13 protein-coding genes are annotated in these 14029 nt (G+C 68.8%); 4 read left to right on the top strand and 9 right to left on the bottom strand.

The window, feature by feature from the left end; translation table 11 throughout:
- Positions 1–101: 101 nt before the first annotated feature.
- Genes OP04_RS38375 through OP04_RS38365 form a run of 3 tightly spaced genes read right to left on the bottom strand, consistent with a single transcriptional unit; the run spans position 102 to position 1304 of the window.
- A complete protein-coding gene (locus OP04_RS38375; RefSeq protein ID WP_033344845.1) occupies positions 102–398 on the bottom strand; it encodes a WXG100 family type VII secretion target in 297 nt (98 codons plus the stop codon).
- A gap of 1 nt (position 399) precedes the next feature.
- A complete protein-coding gene (locus OP04_RS38370; RefSeq protein ID WP_033344844.1) occupies positions 400–1005 on the bottom strand; it encodes a hypothetical protein in 606 nt (201 codons plus the stop codon).
- Positions 1005–1304, bottom strand: coding sequence for a hypothetical protein (locus OP04_RS38365; protein WP_033344843.1), 300 nt, complete (start codon positions 1302–1304; stop codon positions 1005–1007). Before OP04_RS38365 ends, OP04_RS38370 begins: the two co-directional genes overlap by 1 nt.
- A gap of 145 nt (positions 1305–1449) precedes the next feature.
- Between OP04_RS38365 and OP04_RS50545 the strand changes: the two genes are divergently transcribed.
- The gene (locus tag OP04_RS50545; protein ID WP_051799717.1) at positions 1450–4176 is read left to right on the top strand and encodes a toxin glutamine deamidase domain-containing protein; all 2727 of its coding nucleotides are present in this window, start codon (positions 1450–1452) and stop codon (positions 4174–4176) included.
- A gap of 10 nt (positions 4177–4186) precedes the next feature.
- Positions 4187–4507 carry a YrhB domain-containing protein gene (locus tag OP04_RS38355; RefSeq protein WP_051799716.1) on the top strand — a complete coding sequence of 107 codons (321 nt, stop codon included), beginning with the start codon at positions 4187–4189 and terminating at the stop codon, positions 4505–4507.
- Here the strand turns inward: OP04_RS38355 and OP04_RS38350 are convergent.
- The 6 genes from OP04_RS38350 to OP04_RS38325 form a co-directional block, all read right to left on the bottom strand.
- Positions 4504–5265 carry an ACT domain-containing protein gene (locus OP04_RS38350; RefSeq protein ID WP_033344842.1) on the bottom strand — a complete coding sequence of 254 codons (762 nt, stop codon included), beginning with the start codon at positions 5263–5265 and terminating at the stop codon, positions 4504–4506. The genes OP04_RS38355 and OP04_RS38350 overlap by 4 nt on opposite strands.
- Positions 5266–5385: 120 nt before the next feature.
- Entirely contained in the window at positions 5386–6432 is a 1047-nt protein-coding gene (locus OP04_RS38345) for a LacI family DNA-binding transcriptional regulator (protein ID WP_033344841.1), read from the bottom strand.
- A gap of 63 nt (positions 6433–6495) precedes the next feature.
- Positions 6496–7872 (bottom strand): GH1 family beta-glucosidase, encoded by a 1377-nt coding sequence (locus tag OP04_RS38340; protein WP_033344840.1) that lies wholly within the window; start codon positions 7870–7872, stop codon positions 6496–6498.
- Positions 7869–8693: a carbohydrate ABC transporter permease gene (locus OP04_RS38335; protein ID WP_033344933.1), complete on the bottom strand. Its 825-nt coding sequence runs from the start codon at positions 8691–8693 to the stop codon at positions 7869–7871. Before OP04_RS38335 ends, OP04_RS38340 begins: the two co-directional genes overlap by 4 nt.
- A gap of 77 nt (positions 8694–8770) precedes the next feature.
- The gene (locus tag OP04_RS38330; protein WP_033344839.1) at positions 8771–9751 is read right to left on the bottom strand and encodes a carbohydrate ABC transporter permease; all 981 of its coding nucleotides are present in this window, start codon (positions 9749–9751) and stop codon (positions 8771–8773) included.
- A gap of 104 nt (positions 9752–9855) precedes the next feature.
- Positions 9856–11166, bottom strand: coding sequence for an ABC transporter substrate-binding protein (locus OP04_RS38325; protein WP_033344838.1), 1311 nt, complete (start codon positions 11164–11166; stop codon positions 9856–9858).
- 240 nt (positions 11167–11406) lie between these two features.
- Between OP04_RS38325 and OP04_RS38320 the strand changes: the two genes are divergently transcribed.
- Both OP04_RS38320 and OP04_RS38315 read left to right on the top strand, forming a co-directional pair.
- On the top strand, positions 11407–12108 hold the full coding sequence (locus OP04_RS38320) for a pyrimidine reductase family protein (RefSeq protein ID WP_033344837.1): 702 nt from the start codon (positions 11407–11409) through the stop codon (positions 12106–12108).
- 147 nt (positions 12109–12255) lie between these two features.
- Positions 12256–14019, top strand: a complete 1764-nt coding sequence (locus OP04_RS38315) for an ATP-binding protein (protein ID WP_033344836.1) — start codon at positions 12256–12258, stop codon at positions 14017–14019.
- Positions 14020–14029 lie beyond the last annotated feature (10 nt).

Here is a 14029-nt window from a genome sequence, read left to right as displayed (position 1 = left end):
CGGACCACGCCGGAAGCGGGAAAATGACCTGGATCTTGATCTTCATGAAGCGGGCAGCGAAAAGGGCGGCCACCTCGTGACCGCCCCCGCTCTCGCGAGACCTACTTGCGCAGCGCCTTCGCCAGCTCGTCGTCGGCCTGCTGGAAGGTGTCGGCGGCGGCGGTCAGGTACTTGCCCATGCCCTCCAGGCCCTCGGCCATCTTCTGCGCGCCCTCGTTGAACTCGCGGTAGGACTCGTCGAACTGCTTGCTGGACGCGTCGGTGACGTAGCCGCCGTTGACCAGGTTGTTGACCATGTTCTGCAGCTCGGTGAGCTTGCTGAAGATCTCTTCCTTGCCGCGTGTGAGCCGGTTGGCCGCGTCACGCATCTCCTGGTACGTCACATTGACGTTCGCCATGTCATGCCTCCTGGTCGTCGGTGATGAAACGGAATGTGCCGGTGATGGCGTCGAAGACGTCGAAAAGCTCCGACTCCAGCGCCAGCAACGGGGAACTACCGGTGATCAGCGCCACCCGGGCCGGGTTCGGGCCCGGGAACGCCACGAACGTCTGCATGACCAGCGACCGGATCCAGCCGGCGCCGTCGGGCAGCGTCACGTCGTCGACGCCGCGTGTGCGCGGCACCCGGCCGGCGCCGGGCAGTTCGACGGACTCGACCTGTCGCCAGATCGAGTCGGGGCCGCGCCTGGGCACGGCCGTCAGGTACTGGGCGACCGCGACGTCCTCGTTCGGTGCGTCCACGATGGTCACGGTCACGGTCGCGGTCATCACGGCGCCGCCGAGGCCGGCGACCAGCGTGCCGCAGAACCTGGCCCCGCCGTCGTACGCGCGGCGTGCCGTCTCGCGCAGCACCTTGGCCAGCGCACCGCGGTGTTCGCGCAGCTCAGGAACCTCGCGCAGGCGTTCCTCGACCAGCGTGCCGATGGCCGCGTTGCGCGCGTCCGGGTGCAGCTCGACCTCGAACCACGAGTCCGGGATGGTGATCGAGAAGCCGGCGGCGGGCATCAGGCCTCGCCGTCCGTGCGGAGCTGGTCGCGCAGGTCCGTGTCGGCCTTGCGAATGCCCTCCACCGCCTGTTTCGCCATGCCGATCAGCTGCTCGCAGTTCTTGTCGACGCGGCCACGACCGTCGCGCCAATGTGACTCAAAGTTACTAATGGCGCCGTCGACGTCCGGTCCGCCGAGGTCTCCGGAGAACTCGTTCATCCACGAGCGCGCGGAGTCCATGCCGCTACGGATCGTCTCCAGTTGATTGGCGAACTCGCTCAATCCATCCAGATTGACTGTCAGGCGATCGGATGCCATAGATTTCCGTCTCTGTCTATGCCATTGGCCGGAGGTGAGCCTACGCGGCACGCGCAAGATCACCCTCAACGTTGACCCGGACGGTACCCGAAGGTACCGTTGACAGCCCACTATACGTACAGTCACCACGGGACCTGGGGAGCGGATGACACGGCCGACCGACTGGCATGTCCTGGACATGGACGGTGACCCGACTCCGGGTGATCCGGCGCGGGTGAGGCAGCTGGCGTCGCGGTTCCATGACTTCGCGGAGACGGCGCATCGGGCGAAGCTGGCCGTGGAGTCGTTGCAGGGCGACGGTGCGCTGCTGACCTGGGTCGGCAAGTCCGGTGACGCGTTCCGCGAGCAGTTCGGCGACTTCCCCGGCCAGGTCAACAAGCTCTACCAATCGCATCTCATGGTCGGCGACGCGCTGGACGTGTTCGGGCCGGAGTTGGAGCGGGCTCAAGCCCAAGCGGATCGGGCTCTGGCGGACGGGCGTGTCGCGGCCGAGAAGCTGGCATCCCTCAAGAGCAGCCTGTCCTCCGCCGAGATGGACTTCACCGGCGCGTCGAAGGCCGCCGAAGCCGCCAAGGCCGAAACGGTCACACCAGATCCAGACCAGGTCAAGCAGGCGGTACGCGACGCAAGCGCGGCCCAGCAGCGGCTCAGCGCCGCGCAGGGTCAGGTCGACGGCGCCCAGAGCGAGCTCGACCTCGCCAAGCAACTCGCCCAGCAGGCGAAACAGATGCGTGACGGCGCGTCCAACACGTGTGTCCGGGAGATCGAGGACGCCTCCGACGCCGGCATCCAGCCCCGCAACTTCTGGCAGAAGCTCGGCGACGCGTTCAAGGAGATCTGGAACATCATCTGCGAGGTCGCGAAATGGGTCGCCCTCGTCGCCGGGATCATCGGCATGATCCTCGGCGGCCCGCTCGCCTGGATCGCGCTCGCCGCCGGCGCCATCCTGCTGATCAAAGCGATCGTCGACTTCACCCAGGGCAAGGGCTCCGTCATGGATCTCGTCTTCGGGATCCTCGGCGTCATCCCGGGCGTGAAGGGCCTGACCAGCCTGTCGAAGCTCTCCGCGCTCTACAGGGCCGGCGGGATGAAGGAGATCGGCAAGGCCGCGCTCAACGGCATGAAGAACATGGCCAGAGACATGGTCACCATCGTCAAGGCGGCAGGGAACGGCGCCGTCACCATCGGCAAGGCGCTCGGCGACGGCACCACCGCCGCGCTCGCCGGGCTCAAGAACGTCAACAAGGTCGTGACCGGTGCGATCGACACCGGCAAGCTGGGCGACTTCATCCCCGGCGGGCTCCCGAAGGGCGGGACGGGCTTCGGCGCGCTGCCGACGCCGAAGCTCCCGCCGGTCTCGGTAACCCCGGGCAAGACGTTCAAGCAGCACTTCGACGAGCTCGGCGCGGTCAAGACGCAGACCGAGAACACGCACATCGCCGACATCACGAAAGACTTCGCCGGCAAGATCCAGGCGGACAAGCTCAAGATCGAGCAGGCGAGCAAGGCCGATCTGCAGCTGAAGGTCGACAAGATCAACGCGGATGCCGCGGCGAAGCTCAACGTGGACAAGCTGAAGATCGAGAACGACTTCACGGTCGACCTCAAGGCGCAGTCCGACCGGGTGAAGGTGGACGCGGGCGCGGACCTGAGCATCGCCAAGGGCGACCTCGACCTGAAGTTCGACGGGCTGCGCACGGCGAAGCTGGACGAGATCAAGGTCGCGTCGGACACGAAGTTCAGCGCGGACGAGCTGGCGATCAAGAACGCGTCCGCGGAGCGCGGTGCCCAGATCGACCTGGACCTCAAGGCGATCAACGACCAGGCCGACGAGATCAAGGCGGTGGCGCGGACGCCCGCGGCCCAGGCCGACCCGGTCCGCTTCAACGACGTCTACGGCGACGCGATGAAGCACCTGGACCTGGAGAACACCCGGCTGCTCGACGCGAAGGCGAACCTGCCGTCCGACCTCGCCGCCGACCTGGGCAAACTCCAGACGGACACCGCGGTGAAGCTCGCGGACGACCAGGCCGCCGCGCTCAAGGAGCTGGACATCGCGAAGCTGGACGAGATCAGGATCGCGGAGAAGACGTCCGCGGACGGCGTGAAGGCCGAGATCGAGACGCTCACGAAGAACCTGGAGCAGCAGCGCGACCTGGACGTGCAGAACATCACGAACCAGATCGAGAACACCCGGCTCGGCGACATCAAGATCGCGGAGAACCAGGCCGACATCACGAAGAACCTGGACCTGGCGAACAGCCTGCAGACGCACCAGGCCGCGGAGCTGACCGAGATCAACGCGTTCACGAAGGACCTGAACCTCCAGTTCGACGCCGCGAACACACAGCTCAACCACCAGATGCTGGACTCGCTCGGCCAGAACGTGGGCAACGTCAAGGTGCTGCACGCGGGCTCCCCGTACGGCATGCCGGGCGACCTCGGCACCGTGATCGAGAAGAACCTGCCCAAGCTGGACCAGATCAACGTCAACAAGATGCCGACGGACGTCAACTGCACGATCTGTGTGCAGCGGGTGGACGACTACGTCAAGACCGACACGATCAACGTCGCGCAGAAGATCCCGACCACCCGGCCGCTGTCCACCATCGAGGTGAACTATCCGGGCATGAAGTTCCAGCAGGTCCCGGGCGCGGACTACAGCGCGGTGGTGGCGAACATGGCGCAGGCGCCGTCCGGGACCGTCGGCATCATCGGTTACAAGATCGGTGGCACCACGGACGGCCACGTCATGAACGTATGGAACAAGGACGGGCGGATCATGTTCGTGGACGGCCAGACCGGCGGGCTGGGATTCCTGCCCGCGCTGACCAACCCGGGCAGCGAGCTGTGGTTCACCCGGATCCCGTGACGAGGAGCGAATGATGGATGTCCAGCAGGCACGCGCGCTGGCCGAGGCGAAGGTCCGCGAGATCGAGGACCCGGCCACGCCGCTGGTGCTGACCGCGCCGGACGCGCCACGCGACTTCTCCTGGGCGTGGGCGTTCTCCTACAACGCGGTGCGTTACCTGGAGACGAACGACTTCTCGGACATGGTGCCGGCCGGCCCGATCGTCGTGATGAAGGACGGCAGCGACGTGTGGATCGCGAACTCCGCGCCGCCGGTCGAGCAGTGGCTCAACATGTACGGGGAGCAGCGGGGCTATCCGGCCCTGCCGCTCCCCCAGGCGTTCAGTTTCTAGAGGGCCGTCTTCTCGCGCGGCGTCACCAGGTCGAGGCGGTCGCCGAGGATCACGGCGGCCGCACGGACCAGCTGCGAGATCCGGTCCACCTCGGTGACGTGGAACGACGCGGCCGACAGGCCATCGCTGTCCATCCGCGCCACCACCAGCACCAGCCCGGCCCGGCCGAACGGCGCGACCGCGTAGCGCGTGCCGTCCACCCCGGTCAGCGAGCGGGCCCTCAGCGGCGTGACCTCGGGCAGCCGCGGCGGCTCGGGCGCGCGCCAGCTGGCGTAGGCCACGTCCGGCTCACGGCCGGATGAGGTCGGCGGCTCTTCCGACGGCTGCTGCTCCGGGTCCGCGAGCAGCGGCCGGGGCGCGGCGGACCGGGCGGCCCAGTCTGCCGGGACCACCGCGGCGGCGGCCCAGTCCGCGGCCAGCAGGCCGGGGACCGCGTCGACCAGCGTGGCGAGGCCGTCCGCCGGGTTCGCGGCGACCTGGGCCAGCAGCTCCGCGTCGTGACCGCCGGCCACGGGCGCGCCGATCGCACGCCACACGCCGTCGACCTGCACGCCGGGGATCGCGGCCAGGCCGGCCATCAGGCGCTCCACGCGCGCGGCGCCGGGCCAGACCACGGTGAAGTCGTCGACGGCGCGGCCACCCAGCCGCTCCAGCACCACGACCTGGACGATGTCCGCGCCGGCGACACCGAGCGTGCGTGCCACCTGGCCGAGCGCGCCAGGGCGGTCAGGAAGCGTGACCCGGACCCGCAGCAACATAGACGCTCCCCCTCGGTCCTCTGAACTTCAGAGAAAATCCTTACCGGGACAGCATGAAGGGTGTCCGTTTCGCGGCCGTTGCCTACCCGTGTCCACGCATAAAAATGCAGATGAGACCGGTTACGCCGACGCCCGCGGAACCATGTGCGTATCGAGCAGGATGTAGGGGCGCTCCATCGGCTCGTGCCGGATCCGGGCCACGAGCAGCCGGGCCATCTGCCGGCCCATCTCCTCCACCGGCTGGTGGACGGTGGTGAGCGGAGGGTCGGCCTGCCGCGCGATCGGTGAGTCCTCGAAGCCGACCACGGCGACGTCGTGCGGCACCCGGCGCCCGGCGTCGCGCAGCGCCCGCAGCGCGCCGCAGGCCATCAGGTCGGAGGCGACGAAGACCGCGTCCAGGTCCGGGCTCAGCTCCAGCAGCCGGTGCATGGCCGCGGTGCCGCTGCCCTCGGAGAAGTCGCCGTACGCGATCAGGCTCTCGTCCGCCGGCCGCCCGCGCAGCTGCACCGCCTCGCGGTAGCCGGAGAGCCGGGCCGCGCCCACGCCCATGTCCTGCGGACCGGCGATGGTGGCGACGCGCTGCCGGCCGCCGTCGATGAGATATTCCGTGGCCAGCCGCGCGCCACCGGCGTTGTCGACGTCCACGAAGTACGCCGCCTGCGCGCCCGGCTGCAGCATGCGCGCCGGCCGCCCGCCCAGCACGGACGGCAGCCCGCGCTGCTCCAGCAGCGTCGGCAGCGGGTCGGAGTCGTGCAGCGAGAGCAGCAGCACGCCGTCGACGTGCTGGTTGGTGAGGTGGTGCTCGACGCGCTCACGCTCGGCCGGGGACTGGGCCATCGCGAGCCAGAGCTGCATCTGCGTCTCCAGCAGGCCGGAGCTGATGCCGCGCACGATCCCGGCGAAGAACGGCTCGCCGAACAGCCGCTCCTCGGACTCGGACACGACCAGCGCCACCGAGTCGGTCCGCTGGGTGACCAGCGCGCGGGCCGCCCGGTTCGGCACGTAGCCGAGCTCGGCGATCGCGGCGTTCACCGCGGCCCGCGCCTCCGGGCTGACCTGCGGGGACCCGTTCACCACGCGGGAGACAGTGCCGCGGCCGACGCCCGCCCGCGCGGCCACGGCGTCGAGGGTGGGCCGTCCGAGCGATCGCGTGCGCTGGGTTGTCATGTCTGCTCCAAAGGCCCGGGGGCGTGCCGGCGCCGGCACGCCCCGCTACGGTACGACCACGCTTTACTGTGCGGCCAGACCGTTACGTCGGATCACGTCGGCGTACCACCTGGCACTGCTCTTGGGGATGCGCTCCTGCGTCTCGTAGTCGACGTAGACCATGCCGAACCGCTTCGCGTAACCCCACGACCACTCAAAATTATCCATGAGTGACCAGGCGAAGTATCCCTTGAGCGGCACCCCGGCCTCGATCGCGGCATGGCAGGCGCGCAGGTGCTGGTCGAAGTAGTCCACCCGGCCCGGGTCGTCCACCTCGCCGTCGACCACCTTGTCCACGAACGCGGAGCCGTTCTCCGTGACGTAGAGCGGCACCGGCGGGTAGTTCTCCGCAACGCCGCGAAGCGTTTCGACGAGGCCGGGGGCGTCGATCTCCCAGTCCATGTCCGTCACCGGCACGCCGGTGCGGTGCACGAACCGGACCGTCTCGCTGCCGGGGTACGACGACGGCTCCGCCACCGCATCCGGCAACGGCGCGGCGACCACGTGCCGGCTGTAGTAGTTGATGCCGAGGAAGTCCAGCGGCTGCTTGATCGTCTCCAGGTCGCCCGGCTGCACGAACGAGAAGTCCGTGACCGGGGCCAGGTCCGCGACCACGTCCGCCGGGTACTCGCCCTTCAGTACCGGGTCCAGGAAGATCCGGTTGGAGAGCCCGTCGATGCGGCGGACCGCGTCCGCGTCGGCCTCGGACGGCGAGGCGGGCGCCATCGCATACAGGTTGAGCGTGATGCCGAGGTTGACGTCCGGGGTGCTCGCGCGCACGGCCTGCAGCGCCTGGCCGTGGCCGAGCAGCAGGTGGTGCACGGCGCGGACCGACGCGGCGCCGTCCTGGACGCCGGGCGCGTGCACGCCCGACCCGTACCCCAGGAAGGAGGAGCACCAGGGCTCGTTGAACGTCGTCCAGTTGGTGATCCGGTCGCCTAGCGAGGAGACGGCCAGATAGGCGTAATCCGCGAACCTCGCCGCCGTGTCCCGCGCGGGCCAGCCGCCCGCGTCCTCCAGCGCCTGCGGCAGGTCCCAGTGGTAGAGCGTGGCCCAGGGCAGGATCCCGGCCTCGAGCAGCTCGTCCGCGAGACGGCGGTAGAAGTCCAGCCCGGCCTGGTTGGCCGCGCCCGAGCCGGTGGGCTGGATGCGCGACCAGGACAGCGAGAACCGGTACGACGTGAGGCCCAGCGACGCCATCAGGCGCACGTCGTCGGAGACCCGGTGGAAGTGGTCGCAGGCCACGTCGCCGGTGTCGCCGTTGACGACCGCGCCCGGCGTGTGGCTGAACGTGTCCCAGATCGACGGGCCTCGCCCGCCCTCGGTGACGGCGCCCTCGATCTGGTACGCCGCCGTGGCCGCGCCCCACAGGAAGTCCTGGGGAAAATGTTGAGTCGTCACGCCTTGACGGACCCTTCCATGATGCCGCCGATGATCTGGCGGCCGAACGCGAGGAACACGAGGAGCAGTGGCACGATGGCCAGCGCGGTCCCGGTGAACACCTGGACGTAGTCGGTCGTGTAGTTGCCCGTCGCAAGGATCTTAAGCGAGTACTGGATCGTCGGGGTGTCGCCGTCGAGAACCAGGTAGGGCCAGAGGAACTCGTTCCACGTCTCCATGAACGTCAGCAGGCCGAGCACGGCCGCGGCCGGGCGGAGCGTGGGGAGCACGACGTTCCAGTAGATCCGCCAGGTCGAGCAGCCGTCCATCCGGGCCGCCTCGATCAGCTCGTCCGGCACCGCCGAGCTCGCGTACTGCCGCATCATGAACACACCGAAGCCCTTGACCAGGAACGGCACGATCACGGCCTGGAGCGAGCCGAGCCAGCCCAGCTTGATCATCAGGATGTAGAGCGGGATGTAGCCGAGCTGGGTCGGGATCATCATCGTGACGATGATGATCAGCAGCAGCACGTTCGCGCCCCTGAACCGCAGTTTGGCGAACGCGAATCCGGCGAGCGTGGAGAACAGCACCACGGAGACGGTCACCACGCCCGACACGAAGATCGAGTTGGCCAGGCCGATCAGGAAGTGTGCCTGATCGTTCGCGAGCAGGCGCTGGGTGTTGTCGAGGAACTCCCCGCCCGGCACCAGCGGCGGCGGGATCTTGTAGACCGAGGAGTTGTCGCGCGAGGCGACGATGAACGACCAGGCGATCGGGAAGATCGCCAGCAGCACCGCGATGATCAGCGCGACGTAGGTGAGAGGGCTGGCCTCCCACAGCTTCGCGCCGGGGCGGCGGCGCCGGGCAGGCTTCGGTGCGGCCGCCGAGTTCCGCGGGGGCCGGGTGGACAGCGCGGTCACTTGTCGGACCCCTTCAGCGAGCGGCGGACCATCAGGAAGTTGATCAGCGCGAACAGAATGATCAACATGAAGAGCAGCCAGGACATCGCGGAGCCGACGCCGTACTTGAAGTTGTTCTCGAACGTCGTGGAGTAGATATACATCGCGATGGTCTGGAAGTTCTCCAGGCCGCTGCCGGAGCCGGCCGCGCCGTAGTTGAACATCAGCGGCTCGGTGAACAGCTGCATCCCGCCGATGGTCGAGATGATCACCGTGAACAGGATGGTGGGCTGGATCAGCGGCACCGTGATCTGCCAGAACTGGCGGGCCGGGGACGCGCCGTCCAGCGACGCGGACTCGTAGAGGTCCCGCGGGATGGCCTGCATCGCGGCCAGGTAGATCAGCGAGTTGTAACCGGTCCACCGCCAGTCGACCATGAACGAGATGGCGGTCCAGGACGCGAAGCGGCTGCCCCGCCAGGAGACCGGGTCCAGGCTCAGCGACTGCAGGATCCAGTTCGCCAGGCCGTAGCGGTCGGCGAAGATGAAGCCGAAGACGATGCCGACCGCGGCGACCGAGGTGATGTTGGGCAGCAGGATGCCCATCCGCAGCGCGGTACGGAAGCGCAGCTTCCGGTTCAGCCAGTTGGCCAGCATCAGCGCGAGCAGCAGCTGCGGCACGGTCGACACGATGAAGATGCCGAACGTGTTGAACATGGCGTTCCAGAAGTTCGCGTCGGCGAGGACCTCCGCGAAGTTCTCGAAGCCGACGAAGCCCTGGTCACCCTTGATCAGGCCCCAGTCGCGCATCGACACCCAGCCGGTGTAGATCAGCGGGAAGAAGCCGAAGACGGCGAAGAGCACGAAGAACGGTGCGACGTAGAGGTACGGCGAGGCCTTCAGGTCGAGTCGCCCGAGCCGCACCTGGCGCGCCTGTCTGCGGCGCTGTTCCGGGTCCAGTGGCGGCGGGATCGCCGCGGCGGAGGTATTGACGCTCATATGGTGGGGTTCCTTCCCCGGCCGGCGCGGCCGGTGACTCCTGACCGTGTGACGAATGGCGTCCACGCGAGCGTGGACGCCATTCGTCATGCATTACCGGTCGATCAGCCGTCGGCCAGCTTCTTGCCGTCCGCGACGGCCTTGGCCCAGGCCTCGTCGGACGTCTTCTTGCCCTGTTCCGCGTTGCGCATCTCGGTCTCGAAGTGGTTCTCCCAGATGCCCTGGTGCTTCGGGCCGAGGTAGATCGGCTGCAGGTTCTTGGCGCTGGCGCCGAAGATCTCGCCGGTCGGCGCGTTGCTGAAGTACTCGTTCTTCGAGGTCTGGAAGGCCGGGTCGTCGAGCGCCTTCACGTTCGACGGCATGTTGCCCTTCTCCGCGTACGAGGAGAGCTCGCCGTCCTTGCCGGTCAGGTAGGTCAGCAGCTTGTAGGCCGCTTCCTTCTTCTTGCTCTGCTCCGGGATCGCCAGGTAGGAGCCGCCCCAGTTGCCGCTGCCGCCGGGGATGGTGGCGATGTCCCACTTGCCCTTGCCGGCGTCACCGGCGCGCTCGGCGATCGAGCCGGTCATCCACGCCGGGCACGGCACGGTCGCGAACGCGGCGTTGGCGAACGCGGCGTTCCAGTCCGGCTGCCAGCGCTGCAGCTTGCCGGTCAGGCCGTCCGCCGCCATCTGCAGGCCGAAGTTCCAGGCCTCCTTGACGACCGGGTTCGTGTCCGCGATGTAGTTGTTGTTCGTGTCGTAGAACCAGGTCTTCGAGTTCTGCATGATGTACGGCTGCATGATCGCGGTGGCGGTGTCGATGAACGCCACGTCCTTCACCGCGTCCGACTGCTTGAAGCGCTTGCCGGTCGCCGCGTACTCCTGCCAGGTGGGCCAGAGCTTGGAGACCTCGGCCCGGTCGGTCGGCAGGCCGGCCTTCTGGAACAGGTCGGTGCGGTAGCACATCGCGAGGCCGCCGATGTCGGTGCCGAGACCGACCAGCTTCGACTTGTCCGAGGTGAAGCCGTTGGCCCACTTGTAGGGCAGGAAGTCGGCCTCGAGCGAGGCCGCGCCCAGGTCCAGCAGGTTGGCCCACTTGTCCGGCGTCTCCAGGTAGCCGAGGAGCGTGCCCTCCTCCAGCATGACCACGTCGCCGGCGCCCTGGCCGGTGGCGAGCCACTGGTTCAGCTTCGGCGTGAAGTCCTTCAGCTCGCCCATGTTCTGGGCGTCGACCTTGATGTCCGGGTTGGCGGCCTGGAAGTCCGCCACCGCCTTGTCGAAACCGGGACTGCCGAAGTACTGCAGCGTGACCGTGCTCTGGCCGCCCTCGCTGCTGTCGTCGCCGTCGCTAGCGCTGCACGCCGCGGCGGACAAGACCATGCCGGCGGCGAGAGCCGCCGCCGCGATGCCGCGCAGACGGCGCCTCGGAACGCTCATCCTGACCCCTTTGAAGTGGTGAGAAGTGTGGGTGTGCCCGTGAAGCCGGTCGATGCGCAGACCGGCGGACGCGGCCCCGGGAACCGCGAGGTGTGGTGCCCGACACCGCGATCCGGGAGCGCTCCCATGAGATTGCCGACACGTTACGAGGGTGTCAAGGGGCCGATGGGAGCGTTCCCATTTCGTTACCGCGCTCTATGTAGCCGGTTACAGCCACTTCGTCCGCACTAGGCTTTCGCCGTGCACGCCCTGCTTCCCGGCCCCGACCTGGACGACGACACACTGATCTCGCACTACGCGCGCCCCGATCGGCCGACGCTGCGGGTCAGCTTCGTGTCCAGCGCGGACGGCGCGATGGAGATCGACGGCCTCTCCACCGCGCTCTCCGGACCGGACGACAAACGCGTCTTCGGCGTGCTGCGCATGCTGGCCGACGCGGTGCTGGTCGGCGCCGGCACGCTGCGCCGGGAGAACTACCGCCCGATCCGCCTCAGCCCGCCGCGCGTGGAGTGGCGCCGCGCGCACGGCCTGCCCGACTTCCCCACGCTGGTCACGGTCTCCCGGTCGCTCGACCTCGACCCCGCGATGCCCGCGCTCGCGGACGCGCCGGTCCGCCCGCTGATCCTCACCCCGTCTCCCGAGAGCCGTCCCGATCTGTCCGCGGTGGCGGACATCGTGCGTTTTCACGATCACGATCTCTTGCCGGGGGTACGGGCGAGAGGGCTGGACCACATCCTCTGCGAGGGCGGCCCGCACCTGCTCGGCACGCTGCTCGCCGCGGACGCGGTCGACGAGCTCTGCCTGACCGTCGCGCCGGTGCTGGCCGGCGCCGGCGCGTCCCGGATCGTCACCGGACCGATATCCGCGGCCCGCCGCCTGCGGCCGGCGCACGTGCTCAGGGGCGGGGAACACCTGATGATCAGGTACGTCAGGGCCAGTTAACCAGGTCACCCGGTCGGGTCAGTAAGATCCACTGGTTGTGGATAACCCTGTGGGTAACCACAACATCTTGTGGAAAACCTGGGGACAGGTGGTGCCGATCCCGGCGTGGCTTCCGAGGTTGTCGTACCGGTGGGGCACGATGATCGGGTGCCAGTAGACCCCTCGGACCCGGGCCCCGTCGTCGGACGCGTGCTGGGCACCGAAGACGCCACGCCGCTGCAGTTCTGGACCGCCGTCACCCCGGGGGCCTACCTGCAGCTCGACGACGTGGTCGTGACCCGGCGCGAGCTGCCGGGCCGGGAGCCGGTGACCATCGCCGGCGTGGTCACCCAGGTCCGTGCGCGGCACGAGGGCGCGCAGTTCGACTCCGACGTGTTCGCGATCGCGGAGGGCACACTGCCCGCGCTGATCCAGGAGGCCGCGGAGATCACCACCACCCGCGTCGACCCGGAGCTCTACGTGCCGCCCGCGCCCGGCGCGCCGGTGCACCGCGCCGAGGGGGTGGCCCGCGCCCAGGCGCTGCACTTCGACCGGATGGAGCGGCCGATCCCGATGGGCTCCGGCCGCGACGGCGTCCCGGTCTTTCTCAACGCGGACTTTCTGGACGGCACCCGCGGCGCACACGTGTCGATCTCCGGCATCTCCGGCGTCGCCACCAAGACCAGCTTCGCCACGTTCCTGCTCTACTCCGTGTTCCGCTCCGGCGTGCTCGGGGCCGACGGGGTGAATTCCAAGGCGCTGATCTTCAACGTCAAGGGTGAGGATCTGCTCTTCCTCGACTACCCCAACGCCCGGCTGGACGAGAAGACCACCGAGGCCTACGCGAGACTCGGCCTCCCCGCCGGCGCGTTCGCCGACGTCCGGGTCTACGCGCCGCCGCGCATCGGCGACGCCTCCGGCACGCCGGATGTGAGCAGCCGCCTGACCGGGGTGGACGCGTTCTACTGGACGCTCGCCGAGTTCTGCGAGACCGGCCTGCTGCCCTACGTGTTCGCCGACGCCGACGACGAGCGCCAGCAGTACACGATGGTCGTCCACGCGGTCGCGGCCCACCTGCAGCGCGTCGCGGTCCCGGCCGAGGGCGGCGTGAGCATCGAGGGCCGCCGCATCGGGTCCTACGGCGACCTCGTCGACTTCCTGGTCGAGCAGCTCACCGACGAGGACTCGCGGCGGGACTGGGCCGGCTCCGCGGTCGGCATCGGCACCACCAACGCGTTCGCCCGCCGCCTGATCAGCAGCAAGAAGGATCTGTCCCGGCTGATCCGCGGCGACCTCGCCCAGCGCCGCCCGCACTCGATCAACACGTCCGAGAGCGCCCAGGTCACCGTGGTCGACCTGCACAACCTGCCGGACCGTGCGCAGCGGTTCGTGGTCGGCGTGACGCTCAAGGCCGAGTTCGAGCGCAAGGAGAAGAACGGCACCGCGAAACCGCTGCTCTTCGTCGTCCTCGACGAGCTGAACAAGTACGCGCCGCGTGACGGCACCTCCCCGATCAAGGAGGTGCTGCTCGACATCGCGGAACGCGGCCGCTCGCTCGGCGTGATCCTGATCGGCGCGCAGCAGACCGCCAGCGAGGTCGAGCGCCGCATCGTGACCAACTCGGCGGTGCGCGTGGTCGGCCGGCTCGACCCGGCCGAGGCGGGCCGGCCGGAGTACGGTTTCCTCCCGCCCGCGCAGCGACAGCGCGTGCTGCTGGCCAAGCCCGGCACCATGTTCGTCAACCAGCCGGACATCCCGGTCCCGCTCTGCGTGGAGTTCCCGTTCCCGGCCTGGGCCACCCGCGTCTCCGAGGCCGGGGCCGCGCCGACCGGCTCACTGCGCTCGATCGTCCAGTCCTCCGACCCGTTCGCCGTGGTCGGCGGCCGGGGCGCGTCCGGCGACCGCATCTCCGACGACGACATCCCCTTCTAGACAGACGACG

Source organism: Catenuloplanes japonicus (genome assembly GCF_000717135.1).
GTDB lineage: Bacteria > Actinomycetota > Actinomycetes > Mycobacteriales > Micromonosporaceae > Catenuloplanes > Catenuloplanes japonicus.
The sequence above is the reverse complement of the archived record's forward strand: the minus strand, read 5'-3'. Positions and strand labels throughout refer to the sequence as shown.